The organism is Micromonospora sp. MW-13 (assembly GCF_003434305.1).
In the GTDB taxonomy this organism is placed as follows: domain Bacteria; phylum Actinomycetota; class Actinomycetes; order Mycobacteriales; family Micromonosporaceae; genus Micromonospora.
This window is the reverse complement of record NZ_QKKX01000077.1, coordinates 67,373-86,560: the sequence shown is the minus strand read 5'-3', so window position 1 is coordinate 86,560 and position 19,188 is coordinate 67,373. Positions and strand designations below refer to the sequence as shown.

At 69.2% G+C, this 19,188-nt stretch carries 18 protein-coding genes and 4 pseudogenes; 14 read left to right on the top strand and 8 right to left on the bottom strand.

Translation table 11 applies throughout. The features are described 5' to 3' along the window. Positions 1–219 precede the first annotated feature (219 nt). A complete protein-coding gene (locus tag C5N14_RS28650; RefSeq protein ID WP_207892904.1) occupies positions 220–1,260 on the top strand; it encodes a serine hydrolase in 1,041 nt (346 codons plus the stop codon). Between the two features lie 660 nt (positions 1,261–1,920). Here the strand turns inward: C5N14_RS28650 and C5N14_RS28645 are convergent. Continuing rightward, a pseudogene (locus C5N14_RS28645) lies at positions 1,921–2,692 on the bottom strand (hypothetical protein). 416 nt (positions 2,693–3,108) lie between these two features. On the opposite strand from C5N14_RS28645, the gene C5N14_RS28640 reads away from it, so the two are divergent. Together C5N14_RS28640 and C5N14_RS28635 are read left to right on the top strand one after the other, a co-directional pair. Then, on the top strand, positions 3,109–4,479 hold the full coding sequence (locus C5N14_RS28640; protein ID WP_243640150.1) for a DUF4041 domain-containing protein: 1,371 nt from the start codon (positions 3,109–3,111) through the stop codon (positions 4,477–4,479). A 1-nt stretch (position 4,480) separates the two neighbouring features. Beyond that, on the top strand, positions 4,481–6,373 hold the full coding sequence (locus tag C5N14_RS28635; RefSeq protein ID WP_243640148.1) for an exonuclease domain-containing protein: 1,893 nt from the start codon (positions 4,481–4,483) through the stop codon (positions 6,371–6,373). Positions 6,374–6,500: 127 nt separating this feature from the next. On the opposite strand, the gene C5N14_RS28630 is transcribed toward C5N14_RS28635, so the two are convergent. Next, the gene (locus tag C5N14_RS28630) at positions 6,501–6,836 is read right to left on the bottom strand and encodes a hypothetical protein (protein WP_243640146.1); all 336 of its coding nucleotides are present in this window, start codon (positions 6,834–6,836) and stop codon (positions 6,501–6,503) included. A 284-nt stretch (positions 6,837–7,120) separates the two neighbouring features. On the opposite strand from C5N14_RS28630, the gene C5N14_RS28625 reads away from it, so the two are divergent. Both C5N14_RS28625 and C5N14_RS28620 read left to right on the top strand, forming a co-directional pair. Beyond that, complete coding sequence (locus C5N14_RS28625; protein ID WP_243640144.1) at positions 7,121–7,696, top strand: hypothetical protein; 576 nt, start codon at positions 7,121–7,123, stop codon at positions 7,694–7,696. Further along, positions 7,689–8,531: a TRM11 family methyltransferase gene (locus C5N14_RS28620; protein WP_117672580.1), complete on the top strand. Its 843-nt coding sequence runs from the start codon at positions 7,689–7,691 to the stop codon at positions 8,529–8,531. Before C5N14_RS28625 ends, C5N14_RS28620 begins: the two co-directional genes overlap by 8 nt. Positions 8,532–8,752: 221 nt before the next feature. Here the strand turns inward: C5N14_RS28620 and C5N14_RS28615 are convergent, their stop codons facing one another. Together C5N14_RS28615 and C5N14_RS28610 are read right to left on the bottom strand one after the other, a co-directional pair. Continuing rightward, on the bottom strand, positions 8,753–8,959 hold the full coding sequence (locus C5N14_RS28615; protein WP_117672578.1) for a hypothetical protein: 207 nt from the start codon (positions 8,957–8,959) through the stop codon (positions 8,753–8,755). Between the two features lie 58 nt (positions 8,960–9,017). Further along, positions 9,018–9,470, bottom strand: coding sequence for a hypothetical protein (locus tag C5N14_RS28610; RefSeq protein WP_243640143.1), 453 nt, complete (start codon positions 9,468–9,470; stop codon positions 9,018–9,020). Positions 9,471–9,830: 360 nt separating this feature from the next. Between C5N14_RS28610 and C5N14_RS28605 the strand changes: the two genes are divergently transcribed. The 6 genes and pseudogenes from C5N14_RS28605 to C5N14_RS28585 all read left to right on the top strand — a co-directional run bounded on the left by C5N14_RS28605 (position 9,831) and on the right by C5N14_RS28585 (position 13,969). Then, on the top strand, positions 9,831–10,220 hold the full coding sequence (locus C5N14_RS28605) for a hypothetical protein (RefSeq protein WP_128763687.1): 390 nt from the start codon (positions 9,831–9,833) through the stop codon (positions 10,218–10,220). Between the two features lie 161 nt (positions 10,221–10,381). Beyond that, positions 10,382–10,579, top strand: a complete 198-nt coding sequence (locus C5N14_RS31865) for a hypothetical protein (protein WP_128763686.1) — start codon at positions 10,382–10,384, stop codon at positions 10,577–10,579. Next, positions 10,576–11,190 carry a hypothetical protein gene (locus C5N14_RS28600; RefSeq protein ID WP_117672572.1) on the top strand — a complete coding sequence of 205 codons (615 nt, stop codon included), beginning with the start codon at positions 10,576–10,578 and terminating at the stop codon, positions 11,188–11,190. Before C5N14_RS31865 ends, C5N14_RS28600 begins: the two co-directional genes overlap by 4 nt. Continuing rightward, the gene (locus C5N14_RS28595) at positions 11,187–11,819 is read left to right on the top strand and encodes a hypothetical protein (RefSeq protein ID WP_117672570.1); all 633 of its coding nucleotides are present in this window, start codon (positions 11,187–11,189) and stop codon (positions 11,817–11,819) included. The genes C5N14_RS28600 and C5N14_RS28595 overlap by 4 nt, the downstream gene beginning before the upstream one ends. Before the next feature lie 84 nt (positions 11,820–11,903). Further along, positions 11,904–12,248, top strand: a complete 345-nt coding sequence (locus C5N14_RS28590; protein ID WP_117672568.1) for a hypothetical protein — start codon at positions 11,904–11,906, stop codon at positions 12,246–12,248. Positions 12,249–12,570: 322 nt separating this feature from the next. Next, positions 12,571–13,969 (top strand): annotated as a pseudogene (locus C5N14_RS28585) (IS30 family transposase). Positions 13,970–13,982: 13 nt separating this feature from the next. On the opposite strand, the pseudogene C5N14_RS28580 reads toward C5N14_RS28585, so the two are convergent. Together C5N14_RS28580 and C5N14_RS33545 are read right to left on the bottom strand one after the other, a co-directional pair. Further along, positions 13,983–14,573, bottom strand: a pseudogene (locus C5N14_RS28580) (IS3 family transposase); the annotation flags it as partial. A 2-nt stretch (positions 14,574–14,575) separates the two neighbouring features. After that, complete coding sequence (locus C5N14_RS33545) at positions 14,576–14,878, bottom strand: transposase (protein WP_243640141.1); 303 nt, start codon at positions 14,876–14,878, stop codon at positions 14,576–14,578. 283 nt (positions 14,879–15,161) lie between these two features. Here C5N14_RS33545 and C5N14_RS28570 point away from each other — a divergent pair, with 283 nt between their 5' ends. The 3 genes from C5N14_RS28570 to C5N14_RS28560 are packed head-to-tail and all read left to right on the top strand — an operon-like array spanning position 15,162 to position 16,742. Continuing rightward, entirely contained in the window at positions 15,162–16,166 is a 1,005-nt protein-coding gene (locus C5N14_RS28570; protein WP_117672564.1) for a hypothetical protein, read from the top strand. Positions 16,167–16,170: 4 nt separating this feature from the next. After that, a complete protein-coding gene (locus C5N14_RS32760; RefSeq protein ID WP_117672562.1) occupies positions 16,171–16,365 on the top strand; it encodes a hypothetical protein in 195 nt (64 codons plus the stop codon). Further along, entirely contained in the window at positions 16,359–16,742 is a 384-nt protein-coding gene (locus C5N14_RS28560) for a hypothetical protein (RefSeq protein WP_128763684.1), read from the top strand. Before C5N14_RS32760 ends, C5N14_RS28560 begins: the two co-directional genes overlap by 7 nt. 511 nt (positions 16,743–17,253) lie before the next feature. On the opposite strand, the gene C5N14_RS33540 is transcribed toward C5N14_RS28560, so the two are convergent. Together C5N14_RS33540 and C5N14_RS33535 are read right to left on the bottom strand one after the other, a co-directional pair. Next, complete coding sequence (locus C5N14_RS33540) at positions 17,254–17,892, bottom strand: helicase-related protein (protein ID WP_243640139.1); 639 nt, start codon at positions 17,890–17,892, stop codon at positions 17,254–17,256. A 307-nt stretch (positions 17,893–18,199) separates the two neighbouring features. Then, positions 18,200–18,847, bottom strand: a pseudogene (locus tag C5N14_RS33535) (SNF2-related protein); the annotation flags it as partial. Between the last annotated feature and the right edge of the window lie 341 nt (positions 18,848–19,188).

The window sequence follows — 19,188 nt, the reverse complement described above, 5'->3', positions numbered from 1 at the left end:
TCGGCAACCGGATGCGGCTGCCCCGGCGGCATGGGCATGATCAGCGCCGGTAGATCCGTTGTCGAAAGGGGACGACACGTGGGACTCACACGACGCGCGGCACTGGCCGGGATAGCCGGATGTGGGGCTGCGTTGGCGGCTGGCCGCCCGGGGGCGGCCGCATTCGGCCGGTCCGGCCAGGAAGCCCGCCCTGACCTACGGTCCGCGCTGGACGCGGTGGTGGCCGCCGGCGCCGTGTGGGCGATCGCCGAGGTACGCACCAACTCCTCGGTCTGGCGCGGCGCCAGCGGCACCGCAGAACTAGGCGGTACCCGCCCGGCCCCGGTCGGTGGCCGGTACCGGGCGGGCAGCGTCACCAAGACGTTCGTCGCCACGGTGGTCGTGCAACTGGTCGGCGAGGGCCGGCTCGGCCTGGACGACAACCTCCAGCATTGGCTGCCCGGCTTGGTACCAGGCGACGCTGCCATCACCGTGCGTAACCTGCTCCAACACACCAGCGGCCTGTACGACTACACCGCCGCCCTGCTTCCCGACAACGACAGCTTCCTACGCATCCGGTTCACCACCTTCACCCCCAGCCAACTCGTGGCGGTCGCCGCCGCCCACCCAGCCGCGTTCCCACCAGGCACCGGACAGGCGTACTCGAACACCGACTACATCCTGCTCGGCATGCTCATCGAACGAGTCACCGGCCGGCCCTACCGGGACGAGATCCGGCTACGCCTCCTCGACCCACTCGGCCTGCGACACACCCAACTGCCCGGCACTTTCCCCCTGGTCACCGGCCCGCACGCCAACCTGTACATCCCCGTCAAACGGCAGGGCCGCATCGTGCCTGTCGACGTGACCGCGATGAACCCCTCCATGGCTGGGGCCGCCGGCGAAATCATTTCCACGACAGCCGAACTCAACCGGTTCTACCGGGCACTGATCGGCGGGCGACTGCTACGCCCCAGCGAGCTGCGGGACATGCTGAACCCACGTGGCACCGGCTTCGGACTCGGCCTGGAGGTTGCCGAACTCGACGGCACCACCGTGGTCGGGCACGGCGGCGGGGGCCCTGGCTTCCTCGGACTGTCGTTCACCTCGCTCGACGGCACCCACCAGATCACCCTCACCACCGCACCATGGGAGGGCGACCCCACACCCGCCATGATGGCCATGCTGAACACCGCACTCACCCTCGGCGACACCATCCAGACGCCCCCGACACAGCCAACCCGGGCCGCTGGCACCACCAACAAGGACCGTGATCAATAACGGCCAGATGGCTCCCCACTAACTGGCCGTCTGCGGGGAATTCTTGGTGGCCGCCAACACGGAGGAAGTTGGATGAAAGCCAGACTTCGGACAGAGGTCAGCTCACACCGGGCGGCCGGGCTTACTGGCAAGTAACTGCGACACTCGGCACCGAATGCCGATCCACTGGCGGGATACCGGGCAGATCCAACCAGCGACCTGAAGCGTCGCTGTCCGCAGCTCGGTGATCGGCCAGTTGAACATCGGTTCGTAGTGCGCCATCCGGTTACGCGCCCTGCGTGACACACAAACTTCGCGTATTAGACGTAGGCCGGGTAGGCGTCGGGCGCACCGTCTGAGCCCCTCGGCCAGGCGTTGACCAACACCAACACCAACGCCCGCCACCCCGACGTCCTGTCAGCCTAACGCCGCGAACGCGCCAAAGTCCGCAGCGAACGCCAACACCGGCTCAGCCGCTATACGCCCCGGGTGGCGGCACGCAGGTGGCCTGACGGGAGGCTCTGGACCACGAAGCCACCCCGCCGGGCATGGGGTGACGCCCGCGCCCGCGCTGGCGATGTCGAGCCCGGGTGTGTGGCGGCCTGGTGGGTGACGCCACGCAGCGGTCGCGAACGACTGCGGGCCCGACCGTCAGGTCGGGCCCGCGGCAGTATCCGATGGTCAGGCGGCCACACCCGCCGCAGTCGCGGTTGCTTGGCCCGCAGCGGCGATGACGACCGCGGCGCGGGTCCGTTCCCGGTGGGTGGCGCTCGCGGCGAGTTCCGCAGCGGCCTGTGGGGACGCCACACCGGTGAGCAGCCCGCTGGCCAGAGCACGGGCGATGCGCTCGTCGATGCGTCGCACCCGCATGCGCAGCGCGCCGACGGATATGCCCATACCGGCGGCGATTGCTCGATCGCCCGCCGGCCCAGCCGCAGATCGATGTAGGGCTGCTCATCGCTGGCGTCGAGCAGCCCCAGCCCGACCGCCCGCTGCACCAGCAGGTCAGGATGGCCGTAGGGAACGGTGGGAGTGCGAGGCCCGACCACGTGCTCCACATCGTTGACGGGCACCGCCTCACCGACACTCTGACGCAGCTCGAACCCAGCCCGCCACGCGGCCATGCACAGCGACGCGTATGGCGCTGGCTTGGACAGGTCCACCCGTCGCGCAGTGCCGCCAGAAACGCGGTCAGAATCTCCGCGTCGATGTCGTGGGCGTCGCCGGACCAGCCGACGCGCAACTGGCCGGCGCAGCGGCGCAGCGCCGGCAACGCCATGCCCGCCGCCGCGACCACCCACGCCGGCCCGTCCAGCCGCGCCCGCAGAATTAGCTCCCGCCACACGGCGTCACGCGCCGTGTAGGCCCGCGAGTGGGTCAGCAGCCAGTCGCGTAACACTGGCGTAGACGCGCCTGCGGAGCAGATCAACCGAGAACAGCTGGCGAGTCGGATTCTCAACCAAGCTGATCCGTACAGGTGAGCCCGCCACGGCCGGAGCAGATTGACTGCGAAAGGACAGCTGCCCACGTGTCCTTCCTCGCTGGCCTGCCCGTTCCGCAGCAATGCTCGTTTCTGTCGGCAACCGGACTGAAGTCTCCGCATGGGTATCCGTGGCTGTCTGGACGGGCTGAACCGCCGATCTGAGTCGTCGATGTCCGCTCGTGGGCTGCGGCGCTACTTTCGTCGGGCCGTTGTGATGCCTGGGGGGAGCAATGGGATACCGATTCAACGCACCACCGAACTGGCCGACGCCTCCTGCTGGATGGGTGCCACCGTCGGGTTGGACACCGGATCCCGCCTGGGGACCTCCTCCGCCGGGGTGGCAGTTGTGGCTTCCGGATACTCCGGCTCCGGCTCTGGTGTCGCCCATGACGACCGCCACGCAGACTGCCGGTGCTCCCGCCGTCGTCCCGCAGCAGCGCAGCGTCAGTGATCCGGATATTCCCTTGTTCGGTGCCCGGGGCAAAGCGCGTGAACTGGCCGCGGAGGGTACGCGGCTGCGCGGCGAGCTGGACCAGGCGCGCGCCGAACTGGCGGGACTGCGGGCGGAGATGTCGCGCCTCGGCATGCTGTCCGTGATGGAGCTGGAACAGCAGCGGGACAGGCTCAGTCGTGAGCTCGCCGACCTGACGGCGAAGGGCAAAGCTCAGAAGGTCGAGCTCGACCGCCGCCTTCGTGGGCTTCGGCAGCAGATCGTGGTCACCGAGGAGACCGCGCTGCTGCAGGAGGCTGGTGTCTACCAGTACCGGCATCCCCTGTCGGACGCGGTTGCCTACCAGAGCCAGCTCAGCCGGATCCAGGACCAGATCAAGGCCATGGCCAGGATGGACGGGGGCGCGGTCAAGGCCGCTGCCGGATGGACGGTCAACGGCTCGGTCACGGAGGGTCGGGTGATGGTCCGGGACTTCTCCAAGCTGATGCTCCGCGCCTACAACGCCGAGGCGGACAACCTGGTACGCGGGTTGAAGCCGTACAAGGTCGACTCGGCCGTCGACCGGCTGGGGAAGGTAGCGGCCACGATCGCCAAGCTCGGCAAGACGATGCAGATCCGGATCGCCGAGGAGTACCACCGGCTACGGGTCAAGGAGTTGGAGCTCACCGCCGACTACCAGGAGAAGCTGGCCGAGGAGAAGGAACGGGAGCGAGAGGAGAAGGCCCGGCTGCGCGAGGAGCGACGCGCGCAGCAGGAGATCGAACGCGAACGCGCCCGGCTCGACAAGGAACGCCAGCACTACGCCAACGCCCTGGCCGCTTTGCAGGCCAAGGGCGATGCCGACGGCGTCGCCCAGATGCAGGACCGGTTGACCCAGATCGACACCGCGATCCAGGACGTCGACCACCGGGCCGCGAACGTCCGGGCCGGATACGTGTATGTGATCTCCAACCTCGGCGCTTTCGGCGAGAAGATGGTCAAGGTCGGTATGACCCGCCGGCTGGACCCGCTGGACCGGGTGCGTGAACTCAGCGACGCCTCGGTGCCCTTCAACTTCGACGTCCATGCCCTCTTCTTCTCCGAAGACGCTGTCGGCATCGAGGCGCAGATGCATGCACGGCTGGCCGACCGGCGGGTCAACCTGGTCAACCACCGTCGCGAGTTCTTCTACGCCACCCCGGAGGAGGCCAAGGAGCACCTGCTGGCGTTGACCGGCAGCTTGCTGCAGTACGAGGAGGTCCCGGAGGCCCTGGAGTACCGGCAGAGCCTCACCCAGGCACAGGAGCAAGCGGTCGCGATCACCTGACGTGGCGGGATCGTGGACAGCCGGGGCCGTTGCGGGCCGGTCGGGCCAGCAAAATTGCCGATTTGGAGAGGTGCATATGTCGTCGGTCGGATTGTTCGCTTTCGGGTCAGCGGGCGGAAGGGGAGGTGTCGACCTGGGCGAGGTGCCGTTCGTGGTGGTGGACGTGGAGACAACCGGGCTGTCGTCGAAGTCCGACCGGATCGTGGAGATCGCCCTGGTTCGCGTCGAGGGAGGCCGGGTGGTCGACGAGTGGGCCACCCTCATCGACGCCGGCCGTGACCCTGGCCCGACGTTCGTTCACCACATCACGGCGGACATGCTGTCCGGAGCGCCGACGTTCGAGGACGTAACGGGGGAGGTCCTGTCCAGACTCGACGGTGCCGTGGCGGTGGCGCACAACGCCCGTTTCGAGGAGGGCTTCATCGCGCAGGAGTTCGCCCGCGCCGGCATCAACACCGCGCCCCTGCCGGCGGTATGCACCCTGCGGTTGGCCCGACAGGTCCTGGCCGCGCCGAACTTCCAGCTCGTGTCCTGCTGCGCCGCGTACGGCATCGAGCTGCACGACGCCCACACCGCTCTCGGTGATACCCGGGCGACCGCCCAGCTCCTCACCCGGCTCCTGGCGGAGGCACCTGCCCTACGGTTCCCGTCCGCTCCTGTACCGCTGCCGCGGTACCCACGCCACGCCCAGCCCCGCACCCGGGTTACCGGCCTACGCAAGGGCACGGACGGGTGGATCCAGTCGCTGCTCGGCAAGTTGCCTTACTCCACCAGCGACGCCGACCCGGCGTCCGCCGAGGCGTACCTCGCCGCCGTGGGGGGCGCCCTCAGCGACGGCAAGCTGACCGGCATCGAGGCCAAGGCACTGGCCCGGCTGGCCGGGCAGTCCGGTATGGGCGCCCAGCAGGTGCGGGACCTGCACCACCGCTACCTCGACGGGCTGCGGGACGCCGCGCTCGCCGATGACATCCTGACCAGCACCGAGTACCGGCAACTCGTCACGGCCGCGCGACTTCTCGGGGAACCGGACTACTTCGCGGACCTCACCGCGCCCGAGGCGGAAACCACGCACCGCACCCAGGCCGTCAAACAGAAGGGACAACGCGTCTGGTGCAGCCCGTCCGTGTCCGCCGATGCCCGTGACCGCCTCACTCAGGCCGGTTTCGTCCTGGCGTTGAACCTGACCCGCAACGTCGTCGCCGCCATCGTCACCGCTGCAGACCAGGACGATGCGAAGGTCGCGCGGGCACGCGAACTCGCCATACCGATCCGCTCCGACCTGGCCCTCGACGACATGCTGGGCACCACCGCCACGCCTTCCCCGGCACCCCACCAGCCTGGAGCCGCCGCGGTGGGCGTGGAACAGAACGAGTCCCGCACCGAGCCGACACCGGCCGCCGCAGTGCCCGTGCCCACCCAACGCATACCGCAGGTCATCGCCGGCTGGTACCTGGACCCGTCCGGGCGGTGGACCTACCGCTTCTGGGACGGCAAGAGCTGGACCGAGAGGGCCAGCGCCGGAGACGGCCGCACCTGGTCGGACAGTACCGGCCTACCACTGTGGTGTGCGCCTACGACGGACGGACGGGTCGACGGCCAGCAGCCGCAGACCCTCACAGACCAAATCATGACCATGCAGAAGACCGACGTCCACGCGGCGCTGCTCCTGACCGTCCGATGCATCGACGCGGTGGAGAACAACTCACGAATCAACGGACACGGGGTGGCTCCCTGGTACTACGAAAGGGCCGCCATCATCTTTGCCCGACTGGGTGACCCAGTCGCCGAGGTCGCTGTGCTCGAACGATTCGCCCGACAGAGACATGCTCCCGGGGCCACACCGGCTCGGCTCCTCGAGCGTCTCAGACAGCACCAGGCCACGGCCCACGCGTAGCCGCCACAACCGTCCATGACCCGTGATGTGCCCGGGTGAATTTCCTTAACGCCGCCCTCGCGGGGCTCGCCCTCACCATCGCACTCGCTGTCACCGGCTGTGGCAGCGACCCGGGACCTGCCCCCGGTCAGCGGCGACGCCGCCAGCGGCCACCTCGGAGCCGGCACTCGAGGTGCGTCAGCGCGGGCAGGGCCACGCCGATCGCGCCGACGACCCAGGCCGGCCCCCAGTGGCGGGCGTGGTGGGCGAGTTGCCGCCACAGCTCGTCGGTGGTGTCACTGTCGTAGCGGTTGAACATGAGCAGGGTGCGTAGCTCGTCCAGCGGCATCGTCGTGTCCGGCAGGCCCGGCACCGGGCGGGCGTCGAACACCAGCGGCGCGGGTTCGCAGGTCAGCAAGCTGAATGCCTGCTCGGCGGTGCTCAGGGCCGTGACGGCCGTTCTGGTGCGGATGGTCGTTGCCATCGTGATCGTCCCCCTCGGCGGAAGCGCTTCGCCCGACTGCGAAGGCTTCGAGACCCCCGATTGGGACAGCTCCACCTGACACCAAAAGGAGTTGTCAGAGCGGGACAGGCCGTGTCCGCGCCGGTCAGGTTCGCGGCGGTGCCGACTGTCGGCGTGTCCACCGACGGGGCGGCGGGGCGTCCGACCTGACCGGTTCGGTCAGGTCGCGGGTGGGTTCGATCGACCTGGCAGCCACGCACTGGGGTTCGTCAGTACGTCGCGCCGGTCCGGGGGCCACCGCACCCATGACCGACAGAAACCCGCACCACGCACCGGTCCCCGTGGGGGACGTGGTGCCCGGCGACGCGCCCGTGCCGATCACCGTCTGGCCGGTCCCGGCCCCACCACAGGGCGAGACCATGTCCAACGCCATGGGCGTACGGCTGGTCCACAACCTCACCCACCCGTCCGACCTGGTCATCGACCTGGCCGTGGGCCCGCAGCTGGCCCGCGCGGTCATCGCCGCCCACCGCCGCAGCCACCTGCAGTCGACCCGGCTGCTCGGCTGGGACCGGGAAGCGGCGACGCTGATCGTCACCGGCTGGCCCCCCGACGGCGGCGTCTCGGCGGTGGAGTTCTTCCTGCGCTGTCACGCGAGCCTCCTACCGGGCGGCTGCGTGGCGGTGCTGCTGCCACACGGGGACGTGATCCTTCCGGTCGATGTGGTCATCGCCGCCAAGCGGGCCGGGCTGGCGTACCTGCAGCACGTCGTGGCGGCCGATCGGCCGCCACGACGTGGCCAGCGGGCGCAGCTGGACATCCACACCGACGTGCTGATCCTGACCCGCAGCGCAACGCAGCCCGGAGGCGTCGATGGGTGAGTCCATGCCGATCACGTCGGTGTGGCTGACCTGCCAGCAGCCGGCCCGGGACCAGCGGCGAGGCCGCTACGTGCCGGAGACCTCCAGCCATCCGGGAAAGATGCTGCCCCACCTGGCCGCGCATGCGATCAGCTTGTACACGGCGCCGGGGGATCTGGTGTTCGACCCGATGTGCGGATCCGGGACCACTCTGGTCGAGGCCATGCACCTCGGCCGGCTGGGGATCGGGATCGACATCGAGCCCCGGTTCACCGCACTGGCCGCCTCCAACGTTGCTCTGGCCGCATCGCAGGGCGCGACCGGATCGGCGCAGGTGTTCACTGGTGACGCCACGGGTCTGCTGGACCTGGTGCCGGCGTCGGTGGTCGGCCGGGTGGGACTGGTGCTCACCTCACCGCCGTACGGGCGCGGAACGCACGGTCTCGTGCGAACGACGAGTGCCGGGGTCCGCAAACGGGACCACGTGTACGGGGACCGGGAACGCGGCAATCTCGCCTACGGCGGATGGTCCCGCCTGTTCGACGGGTTCGCCGCGATCCTGGCCGCCAGCTACCGGCTGCTGCGTCCCGGCGGGACCGTGGTGATCACCTGCCGCCCGGTACGCCGCCAGCGCGACGATCTCATCGACCTGCCCGGGCAGCTGCTCGCTGTCGCCCGGTCGGTGGGGCTCGTGCCGGTGCAGCGGTGCGCGGCGATGCTCGCCGCCGTCCGCGACGGACAGATCGTGCACCGGGCGAACATGTTCGGGCTCCTGGCCGTCCGCCGCGCCAGGGACGAAGGCATCCCCGTGCACCTGATCGCACACGAGGACGTGCTGGTCCTACGTCGCTGTTGAACGTCCGCAGGCTCAGCTCATCAGCTCAGATGAAGGGACCTCACCGGGATCCTGGGCGTCCGTGAGAGCCAGCGGGCAGGGGCGGCCTTCAAGGGAAGCGGCGGGTCACCGCCAACGCCCGAGCGATGATCGGAGATCACCACGGTCAGGCCGGTGTCCCCGGCGCCTGGGCGATGAGTGCGGCCTCGGGGACGCGGTCGTCGGCGATCAGAGCGGACAGCTCATCGAGTAGGTCGCTCGAGATCGTCGCGGCTCTCGAGGTCGTAGTGCTTGTTGACCATCCTGCCATCGGCGAGGCGGACTGTCGTCAGCTCCGCCTTGCCGTAGTTCGACTGGATCGGGTGCGTGTGCCACCGCATCCCCAGCCTCGCCCACGTCTCTGCTCGGGCCCTAACGGCGACCGACAGCGCCTCCAGAGGAAACGTCATACCCGTGACTGTCGCACGGCCCCCACCGGGTGAATCGGCACCCAACCCGGCGATGCATTCAGTCGAACCAGTTGAACAACAGATCTCCGAGCCGGTCCGGCCGGTGGTAGGCGACATCACGGCGTTCGTCCTCGGTGAGGAACCGCAGGTCACTGTCGCTGAGCGGCTGGATCAGCTCTGCGGCCGTGGCGACCCGCAACCCTGCCTCGGAGAACGAGTTGCCGGCTGGCACGTCCACGAACATCAGCGTCGCCGAGTGACGATCTTGCGGCTCGGCCGCAGCGACCAACGACGCCGCAGCGTTGAACAGCAGGCTCACCTCCACACCATCACGGAGCCTCACACCCACCCAGTAGTAGTTCCGGCCGACGGAGGGCTCCTCGACCGGGGTGGTGACGGTCCCACCGGACGCGCGCATGCTGTTGTGCGCCGCAACAAGCCACAAGGCACGAGCAACCGGATCGTGGTGTGGCCTGGTCACCCCTGCCTGCACCGTGCTCACGACCTCCACAGCTGAATTGTCCGGTGACGGTGGCCCGAACGTCGAGTCCCGCTGCACGGGGGCCAATCTGACAGGATCGCGGTCCTCGGCGGGCTGTCAGCTTCTGCCAGCCGGGCCGTCCTGACAGCACGGCTAGTGGGACTCCCGGCCGGGGTTAACCTGAAGGCTCTCTTTCCTCTTGTGCCCCTGATCTGGCCTCTTCTCGCGACGGCATCGCGCCCACCGGCTCCGGTCGGCCGCCGTCGCCCGCGTCTGATCCGGCAGCCACAAGTCCCTCGGCCCCCTGCCCACGTACGGAGGGCAAGGTTCCCGTTCCGTTAGGCGGTCACCATCCGGTGGCCGCCTTCGCGCTGTCCGATGGAGGACGACATGCTCATGTCCCGCTGGTACCTGACTGCCCCCGACTGGTTCGCCGAGCTGCCCGACGCGTCCCGCCTCGGCGACGACGGCCAGACCGTGATCAGCCAGTTCGCACGAGTGCTCCACGACGAGCCTCCCGTTGGCCCGGCGGAGACCGCCGCCGTGATGCGCGTGGCCCTGCTGGCCGTCGAGCAGCTCGGCGAGGCCATGACCCACGCCGCCGAATGCCACGACCTGACCGAACTGGCCCGGCTGCTGTGCGGCCTCAACCTCGTCCAGGCGCACCTGACCCAGACGATCCAGCGCATCAGCCTCAGCACCGCCGGCATCAACGGCGAGATCCTCGCCGGTCACCTCAAGGACGCGCACCTGATCCTGCGCTCCGTCGCCGTCTCGTAGGCCCAACCTGCACCGGCACGCGTGATCCGGCGCCGGACACGCAGCTGTCTCGACCCGCACCATCCCGGCCGATGCCCGGCCGACCGCGCACACCCGCGCAGCATCCGGGCACGGCCGGTAGGCGTGCCCGGATTCCATCCACCAGCAGATGGAGGAATCCCGTGCAACGCCACCGCTCCACACTCTCCGGCCCTCGCCGCCGGATCCAGCCGCACCACCTCAACGACCGCCCCGGCAACACCTTCGCCGCGCACCTTGGCCGCCGTACCGAGGCCGTTCGTTGCCGGGAACTTCCCGCGCTGCGACGGATGCGCAACGCCCCCACCGGCCCGGTACCCGCCCCGGTGGTGCTCGCATGACCGCGCCCGAGATTCCCGCCGTCCCGGTACGCCTGGCCCGACGGCCCATCGTCGGAGGACTGGTCGTCCCATGGATCACCGCCCGCACCCCCGAGGGCCGGTACCGCTTCGGCGCCGTCGACCACCACCGCCACGTCCGCGCGCTGCAGGACCGGCTCTGCCAGACCTGCGGCGACGAACTCGACACCGCGCGGATCGTCTTCGCGATGCGCGACAGCGACCTGCCGCTGCTCGTCAGCCCCGAGCCGGGCATGCACCCCGTCTGCGCCGCCTACTCCGCCAGCGGCTGCCCCATGCTGGCCGGCCGGATGAGCCACTACCGCACGACACCGCTGGCCGCGCAGCTGACCGAGGCCGACGCGACCTTCCACGGCGATCCCACTGGAACCCGCCCGGCAGCACCCGCCGAACGCTGGCACCTGCTCTGGGCCACCGGCTACCGGGCCTTCACGAATCCCCTCACCGGCCAACGGGCCGCGATGGTGCTGCCCGATCAGATTCTGCGCATCCGCCCGATCGGCCCACCTCCACCGCTGTGCCCCGCCGATCACGCCCCGGACAGCGAGACCGGTCCCGAGTCCACCCCTGGCCCCGAACGGAGTTCGTCATGACCCTGCATGTCATCGCCGTCTACCACAACACCGAAAGCCGGTTCCTCCCGTACCAGCCGGGCCACGCCCTCACCCAGGTCATCTCCTACTGGCGGCGCCTGCCCGCCTCCGCCAAACCGGAGCGGACCGCCAGCTGGATCTACGGCCTGTTCAACGTCGACCTCGACCAACTGGAGACCTGCCGCGCGACGCTGAGCGGAGAAGCCGACTTCCTCATCGCCTGCACCTACCGGCTGCTGCGGCTGCGTTCGATGTCCACCGGAGACGTCATCGCCATCACCGCCAACGACCGCACCACCTGGCTGGCCTGCGAATCCAACGGATGGAAGCGCATCGACCCGCCGAACAACATCACCGGGGAACCGTTCACCGCCGGCACATCCACCAGCACCTGCGGCGAGACCGCCGTGCGTGAGCACCCCTGCCACCACCACCCGCAGGGCCGGCACACCGATGCCTGCCTGACCGGCCCGTGCGGATACTGCGGCACCAGCCTCCAGCTCATCGCCTCCGGCGAATGCCGCTCCTGCCTGCTCCTCGTCTGCGAGGCATGCGACGCCGGCTACCACCCCGACCTCGGCCCCATCTGCCGCTCCTGCGCCCAACCCGGCGCCAGCCCGGCCACCTGACCGTGCCCGGGGATCACCCCCGTACGGCCACCCTCATCGTCCGCCGGCCACGCCGAGCAGACACGTCACCCCCGGAGGTTCCTCATGACAGCCAGACCGTTCCCCGTCATCGCCGTCACCGGTAGCCGTCTGCTGCGCGCCGAGCTGCGCACCGTCGAACAGCAGGCCGGATACGAGTTCGAGTACGCCGACTCCGTTCCCCAGGGCCGCCGCTACGCCAGCCGCCGCCCGCTGATCGTCATCGGCTACGACCTGGTCGCCCGGGTCCGCAACCGGCTGGCCTGCCGCGGCATCGTCGTCGTGGCCTCGGTGAACCCGCCCGACGCGAGGGTCTGGGTGCACGCCGAGCGCGTCGGTGCGACATACGTCATCGTCCTGCCCACCGCCTCCTCCTGGCTGGTCCACCACCTCCTGCGCGACCTGCCGTAGCAGCTGACCGCCGACCATTCTCGGCGCAGGCGCAGGCGCAGGCTGCCGGCGACCGGACCGAGCAGAGCGCCGGGCCCGGTGACCACCAGCCCCCGACCGGGCGGGCAGCGCCATCCGGCAGCAACGCGAGCCCGCCCCACGGTGCCCCGCTGCCGGGACACCGAGCACAGAAAGCGGCCCGCCAGAAGGCGGGCCGTCGTCGTTTCAGGACCCGGGACGCAGAGCGCCTACGAAACGTACGCGTCCCGGGTTCTCCATCGAGATGGAGGAACCCAGGGCGGATTCCAGTGGTCGTCGCAACACCCTGATCGAGGGGTGTGTGATGGGAAGACCTGCGGGTTGGGTGACGACGGTGACGGGCAGGTCGGCGATGCGGTCGCCGGGTCGGCCGGGAGTGAACGAGCATCGGGAGGTGCGGCGGCAGTTCTGGCGGCGAATCGCTGAGGGCCTGTCGAGCGAGGAGGCCGCGGCGGCGTGTGGTGTGTCGCAGCCGGTGGGTGGCCGCTGGTTTCGTCAGGGTGGCGGTATGTCGCCTTTGTCGCTGAGATCTCTGTCGGGCCGGTATCTGTCCATCGCCGAACGCGAGGAGATCGCCCTGCTCAAAGCCCAGGGCAGAGGCGTGCGGGAGATCGGCCGGGCGGTGGGCCGTGACGCATCGACGATCTCGCGGGAACTGCGCCGCAACGCTGCTACACGGGGTGGGCGCCTGGAATACCGAGCCGTGACGGCGCAGTGGCACGCCGAGCGCCGTGGCCGGCGTCCGAAGACCGCCAAGCTGGCCACGAATCAGCGGCTGCACAATTACGTGCAGGACCGGATCGCCGGCGCCATCACCGATGGCCAGGGTCGGCCGATCCCGGGGCCGAATGTCCCCTGGAAGGGACGCCGCCACGGGCGTCGCGCGGACCGGCGATGGGGGACGGCGTGGAGTCCCGAGCAGATCAGCAGGCGACTGCGGCTGGACTTCCCGGATGATGACTCGATGCGGATCTCGCACGAAGCGATCTACCAGGCGCTCTACGTCCAAGGCCGAGGCGCGTTGCGCCGGGAGCTGACGGCGTGCCTGCGGACCGGCCGCGCGCTACGGGTGCCGCAGGCCCGCACCCGCCGCCGCGGCAAGCACTTCGTCAGCCCAGACGTGATGATCAGCCAACGGCCCCCTGAGGTCGCCGACCGAGCGGTGCCCGGGCACTGGGAGGGCGATCTGATCATCGGACTCGAACGGTCCGCGATCGGCACGCTGGTCGAGCGCACCACCCGGTACACGATGCTGCTGCATCTGCCCCGCATGGAAGGACACGGTCAGCAGCCCGTCGTGAAGAACGGCCCGCCGCTGGCGGGGCACGGCGCCGCAGCGGTCCGCGACGCGATCGCCGAACAGATCGCCACCCTGCCCGAACAGCTACGACGCTCGCTGACCTGGGACCAGGGCGCCGAGATGGCCCAACATGTCCAACTGCGACTGGACACCAGCCTCGCCATCTACTTCTGCGACCCGCACAGCCCTTGGCAGCGCGGCACGAATGAGAACACCAACGGGCTGCTACGCCAGTACTTCCCTAAGGGCACCGACCTATCACGACACTCGGTAAACGACCTCGATGCCATCGCCGCTGCCCTCAACAGCCGGCCGCAAAACGCTCGGATGGAAGACTCCCGCTGAAGCCTTGGCCGAACACCTAGAATCGGCCCAGGTAGCCGGTGTTGCAACGACTCCTTGAACCTAAGTTGACAGCCGCGATCTGAGTGGAAGACCAGCCCCGCCTTGGGCCGGCGCCGCACGAGGGCGTCGGTGAGAGCGGCGTCGATCAGGTCGGTCTTCAGGTGGTCGGCGACGGCCCAGCCGACGATGCGGCGGGAGGCCAGGTCGATGACGGTGGCCAGGTAGAGCCAGCCCTGCCAGGTGTTGATGTAGGTGATATCCCCGCACCAGCGGGAATCGACCGCTGCCGGATCGGTGGTGAAGTCACGCCCGACCAGGTCAGGGCGTCTGCCGGCGGTCGGGTCCGGGATCGTCGTGGCCCGCCACCGGCGAGGGCTCTTGCCGGCCAGTTCAGCGGCGCGCATCAGCCGGGCGACGCGTTTACGGCCGTGCCGCATGCCGGCGTCGGCGAGGTCAGCGTGGATCCGTGGCGCCCCGTAGGTGCCCCTCGACACCGCATGAATGTGGGTGATCTTCTTGGTGAGTTGGGCATCCACGCGCCCGCGGACGGACTGGACACCGGAGGTGCGCTGGTAGTAGGCGGACCTGGAGACCTCAAGCAGTTCGCACGCACGCTTGACGTTGTGCCTGCCGGCTTGCTCCGCCTCGATGAACGGATGCACGTTCACCGGGTCTCCTTCGCGAAGAAAGCCGTCGCCCGCTTGAGGATGTCCACGTCCTCGCGCAGCCTGCGGTTCTCCCGCCTCAACTGCGCGAGTTCGTCTCGTTCGCTGCTGGTCAGCCCGTCGGTGCGGGTGCCGGCGTCGAGGTCGGCCTGCTCGACCCAGTCACGCACCGCGGTTTCGGTCAGGTCGAAATCCTGGCTGACCTGCCGAAGCGTGCGATCACCGCGCTGGCACAACTCGACGATCTCGGCCTTGAACTCCGGCGTGAACGACCGGCGAGGCCGCGGCCGCTTCTTTCCCATGCTCTCCATGATGATGGACATCCTCCCGGAGACCACAGGTCCCCTGATCTTGGATGTCCGTCAAAACGGGGCAGGCCCAATCTGTCCCCGAACTGATGAGCATCTGCGAAGGGTCGTGAATACCAGTACTACGAGTTCTGGCGGTCGACCGGCTTGACCGGGGCGGACTCGGCTGATCCCAGGGAGCGACGACTCCTATGCGGGCCCCACAGCGTATCGACCGAGCGGTAGCATCGCGTGCCGGAGCGTACTGATGCGGTGACATAGGGAGCAACGATCCGTCATGTCCTTCGTGCCCCCGCCGCCGAAGAGCCGGCACTGGACCTTCACCGCCGCCGCCACCGCGGTCGTCACACCGGCGTTGGTGTGGGGCATCGACCGGTCGTACCGCTCCACGGATCGGTGCCTGCGGGCCCACGGATCATGGATCGGTGATTCAGAGGCCGATATCCCGGACGCGTGCTCGGAGATCAGCGCGCTCCTGGGCATGCTGGCACTGATCGCTGGTGCCTACGTCGCGGCGACGGCGATCACCGGGTTGTGTGTGGGGGTGACGGAGGGACGCCGCCGGCGCGGCTTCGGCCACCGTCGCTGGTTCACCGTGATCGTCGTCGGCGTCGCCGCCCCATGGGCACTGGCCACCTACGCCGTCGGCCACGGCATCGGCCGGCTACTACGACCCCCCGCCGCCGACACGTCGTGGACGGACGGTCGTGACGCCGCGCGTCGTACCCTCGGATTCCTCGCCCAGGGCGGACATCTCGGCACCGTGCCCGCCCCGGGATTCCTCACCGACGAACCGGTTCACCTGGACGCCCGGCTGCACTACGCGCGGCACTACGGCACGACGGTCACCTACCAGCAGACCTCCGCGCTGGCATTCGGGTCAGCGGCCTTCGTCACCGGCGCCCTGCTCGCCAACGCCGTCGGTAACAGCAACGCCCGTTCCCGGGCCGCACGCCTCGCCAGCCCGCAGTGGCGCGACCACGAACTCACCCGGGTCGTGCTCACCCCCACCCGAACCTGGTGCTACTCCTTCGGACGCTGGCTGTCGTTCGACCACACCGCCGTCATGGAGTACCACCTCGACCCGCACGGCGTGGTGCTCCTGTTCGCCGACACCGAGCCGCTGCGCCTGACCGGGCCAGCCGCCTGGCTGCACGCGGTCCTCTTCGCGTACTTCCGGTTCGGCGCCTCGGCACTGACTACCGTGAGCTTCCTCCAGCCGATCAGCGCCGCCCAGTCGCCGGCCGCAACTGCCGCGACCTCACCCTCAACCAGCAGGTGAAAGCATGGACAATGGCGAGCAGAGAACCATCCGTATGGCGGTTCTCATCGATGCCGACAACACCCAGCCCGCGGTCGTCGCCCCGCTGCTGGCCGAGATCGCGAAGTACGGAACGGCCATGCCGAACGCGCCGCCTGCCTCAGCCTCATGTGTGCAACGCTGGCCCGCCCCGCCAAGCCCCAACACCTCACCGTGCTGATGGAGCGGCTCGCCCTTCCCATCGCGGCACCGAGCTACGCGTCCTACCGCGCGCTGCTCGGACTCGCGGGCGCCATCCTGGCCAACGCGACCCAGCCCGAACTGGCGGCCCGACTTCTGCACCACACCGCGCGACAGGCCATCGACACCGCCGACGGTTACGCCGCCCGCGACATCCTCGGCTTCCGCGAACCCCTGAAAGGCATCACCGCCGACCAGCACGCGGCCCTGCGCCGCATCGCCACCACGGCGGGCCTCGGGCTCGGTGAACTACCGGAGGAAGTGGTACGCCACCTCACCACCGGAGCAGGTATGGCGGTGCAGGCGCTCGCGGCACCAGCAGCGGCTGCGCCGGCAGCGGGGCTGGGCAGAGCGTGAGGCAGATGCCGCGCTACGCGCCTCCGCGCTGGCCGACTTGGACGCACCGGTGTGGGACGAGATCGACGCGTACCTGCGTCGGTAAGATGAAGATCACGGGTATGCCCCTGGCTGGCATCGCCGAAGCGTGGCTGACCATCGAACCCCAGGAACTCGTCGCCGTCCTGCGCGGTGGCCAGGTCAGCACCGACCTGGTCGAACGAATGGAGGAGGGCCTTCCGCGGCTGCGGTTCCTGGAAGCAACCCGAGGTGGTGACCGAGCCCGGACCCTCATCCACGCCGAACTCGGCATGGTGGTGGACGTCCTCGACCGATCCGCCTACACGACCGCAGTGGGTCGGCGACTGTACGCCCTGGCGGTCGAACTCGGTCGGATGGCCGGTTGGGCGTCCTTCGATGCTGGCCTGCACGCTGCGGCGCAGCGCTACTGGCTCGCCGCGCTACACGCCGCCGACGCCGCCGACGACCGCCTGCTGGGGGCTAACATCCTCAAATCGATGAGCCTGCAGTGCTACGACTTCGACCACCCCCGAGAGGCGTTGGAGCTGGCCCGCAGTGCCCACGAGGGTGCCCAAGGGGCCACCCCACGGGCCGCCGCGATGCTGGCGCGCTGTAGCCGGTGGCAGTGGTCTTGCAGGTCGATTCCTTCACCGGCTGCGTCGGTGGCCAGCAGCACCCGCACGGGGTTCTTTGCCGACGGCTCGGTGGTGAAGTGCTCGCGGATCAGCTCCCGCTCGTCGGTTGGCGTCTGCCCCTGGATGACCTCCAGCACGTCGCCGTAGCCCTGCTGGACCAGCACCCGGTGCACCCACTCCAGAGTGTGGGCGTACTCGGTGAACACCACGACGCGCTCGTTGGACCATAGCCCGCCCGGTTGGCAGATTGCGTCCAGGGCCGTGATCAGCTTGTTGAGGCGGGAATCGGGCCGTTTCTCGAAACTCAGCCCCCACTCGGCCAGCCGCTGCAACTTGCCCGGCGCGGCGGCGACCAGCGGATCGGTGGACTTGCTGTGGCGCAGGGCCGTCGCCTCGTCCTGCTCCCACAGGCCTTCCTCCTCGTCGGCCTGCCCCTCGCCGAGGATGTCGTCGTAGTCCCAGTCCGTCGGCGCCTGGCCCACCGACCGCGCGGCGAGGTACGACTGCAAGGTCATGCCGAACGCCCACGGGGCTCGACAAGAACCGCTTCTTGAACAACATCGCCGTGATGTCACCGGACTCGCCGGTCCCGTTCGCCTTCGCACTCTCGGCGAGAATCCGATCCAGCAGAGCGAACATCTCCTCCTCACCGGCGGACGGATTGAACGGGATGATCCGCAGCTCCCGAGGACGGAAGCCCTTCTCCGGCAGGTCCGACTTCAACCGCCGAACCGTCACCTCCCGCAACGCCCGCTCGTCCAGCAGCGCACCACGGCTGAATCGGCGCGAATCAATCATCTCCAACAGCGCCGTGAACGACTCCGGATGCCCGTTGTGCGGGGTGGCGCTGAGGAACAGGCGATGCTCACACTTGTCAGCCAGATCCCGGACCGTGATCGTGCGCTGCGTGTCTACGGCGTAGCCGCGCCCACCCCCGATCGCCGACGGGCTGGCCGGCGCCACGTGGTGCGCCTCGTCCACGATCAGGATGTCGAACGCGTACCGGCGAGCGGTCTTCGTGCTCGCCGCCTGGGCGTACACGTCACGCAGCATCCGCTGGGCGCGCATCTGCGGCAACCACGCCATACTCACGATCACTCGGGGAAAGAGCTGGAACGGGTTCGCGTGCAATCCGTAGCGGCGCCGCACTTCCCGCATCATCTCGCTGTTGATAATCGTGAAGTCGAGACCGAACTTGTCCCGCATCTCGTCCTGCCATTTTAGCGCAAGGCTCGGCGGGCACACCACGATCGCGGTTCGCGCCCGGTGCCGCAGCAACAACTCCTGCACCACCAAACCGGCCTGGATGGTCTTACCCAAACCCACGTCGTCGGCCAGTAGCAGGTTCGTCCGCGGAGAGGACAGCGCCCGCCGCAGCGGCTCCAGCTGGTAGGCCTCCACCACCACACCGCTGTGGAAAGGCGCCTGCACGCTCCGGTCGTCCGCCGAGGTCACCGCGCCCCATCTCATCGCGTCAACGAAGCCGGCGAGAGTGTTCGGGTCGTCGAACGCCTCCGGGTTGACCTGCGCCGGTAGTCCCTGGGCGGGCGTGACGGTGTGGCCGACCTCCAGCTCCCAGACGACCGTCAGCTCCTCGCCCAACCGGTCCTCGTCGAGCGCCTGAAGGGTCACCGCGTGGTTCAGCGAGGCCACGGCTTCGTCGGCTGGGCTCCGCGGCAGGCCCTGCTGGTGTACGCGGGCAACCGCCCACGTTGAGCCGCGCACCTCGACCACTTGTCCCTGATCAGGGACCAGACGGATGTCAGCTGCTGACGAGCGAGCCGCATTGGCGATCGAGGGAGCCATGCGGA

Bases quoted from the DNA above. Each gene is read 5' to 3' on its own strand.
- C5N14_RS28640 (WP_243640150.1), top strand. From the start codon at position 3,109: ATGACGACCGCCACGCAGACTGCCGGTGCTCCCGCCGTCGTCCCGCAG.
- C5N14_RS28630 (WP_243640146.1), bottom strand. From the start codon at position 6,836: ATGGCAACGACCATCCGCACCAGAACGGCCGTCACGGCCCTGAGCACC.
- C5N14_RS28625 (WP_243640144.1), top strand. From the start codon at position 7,121: ATGACCGACAGAAACCCGCACCACGCACCGGTCCCCGTGGGGGACGTG.
- C5N14_RS28620 (WP_117672580.1), top strand. From the start codon at position 7,689: ATGGGTGAGTCCATGCCGATCACGTCGGTGTGGCTGACCTGCCAGCAG.
- C5N14_RS28615 (WP_117672578.1), bottom strand. From the start codon at position 8,959: ATGACGTTTCCTCTGGAGGCGCTGTCGGTCGCCGTTAGGGCCCGAGCA.
- C5N14_RS28605 (WP_128763687.1), top strand. From the start codon at position 9,831: ATGCTCATGTCCCGCTGGTACCTGACTGCCCCCGACTGGTTCGCCGAG.
- C5N14_RS28600 (WP_117672572.1), top strand. From the start codon at position 10,576: ATGACCGCGCCCGAGATTCCCGCCGTCCCGGTACGCCTGGCCCGACGG.
- C5N14_RS28595 (WP_117672570.1), top strand. From the start codon at position 11,187: ATGACCCTGCATGTCATCGCCGTCTACCACAACACCGAAAGCCGGTTC.
- C5N14_RS28590 (WP_117672568.1), top strand. From the start codon at position 11,904: ATGACAGCCAGACCGTTCCCCGTCATCGCCGTCACCGGTAGCCGTCTG.
- C5N14_RS33545 (WP_243640141.1), bottom strand. From the start codon at position 14,878: ATGGGAAAGAAGCGGCCGCGGCCTCGCCGGTCGTTCACGCCGGAGTTC.
- C5N14_RS28570 (WP_117672564.1), top strand. From the start codon at position 15,162: ATGTCCTTCGTGCCCCCGCCGCCGAAGAGCCGGCACTGGACCTTCACC.
- C5N14_RS32760 (WP_117672562.1), top strand. From the start codon at position 16,171: ATGGACAATGGCGAGCAGAGAACCATCCGTATGGCGGTTCTCATCGAT.
- C5N14_RS33540 (WP_243640139.1), bottom strand. From the start codon at position 17,892: ATGACCTTGCAGTCGTACCTCGCCGCGCGGTCGGTGGGCCAGGCGCCG.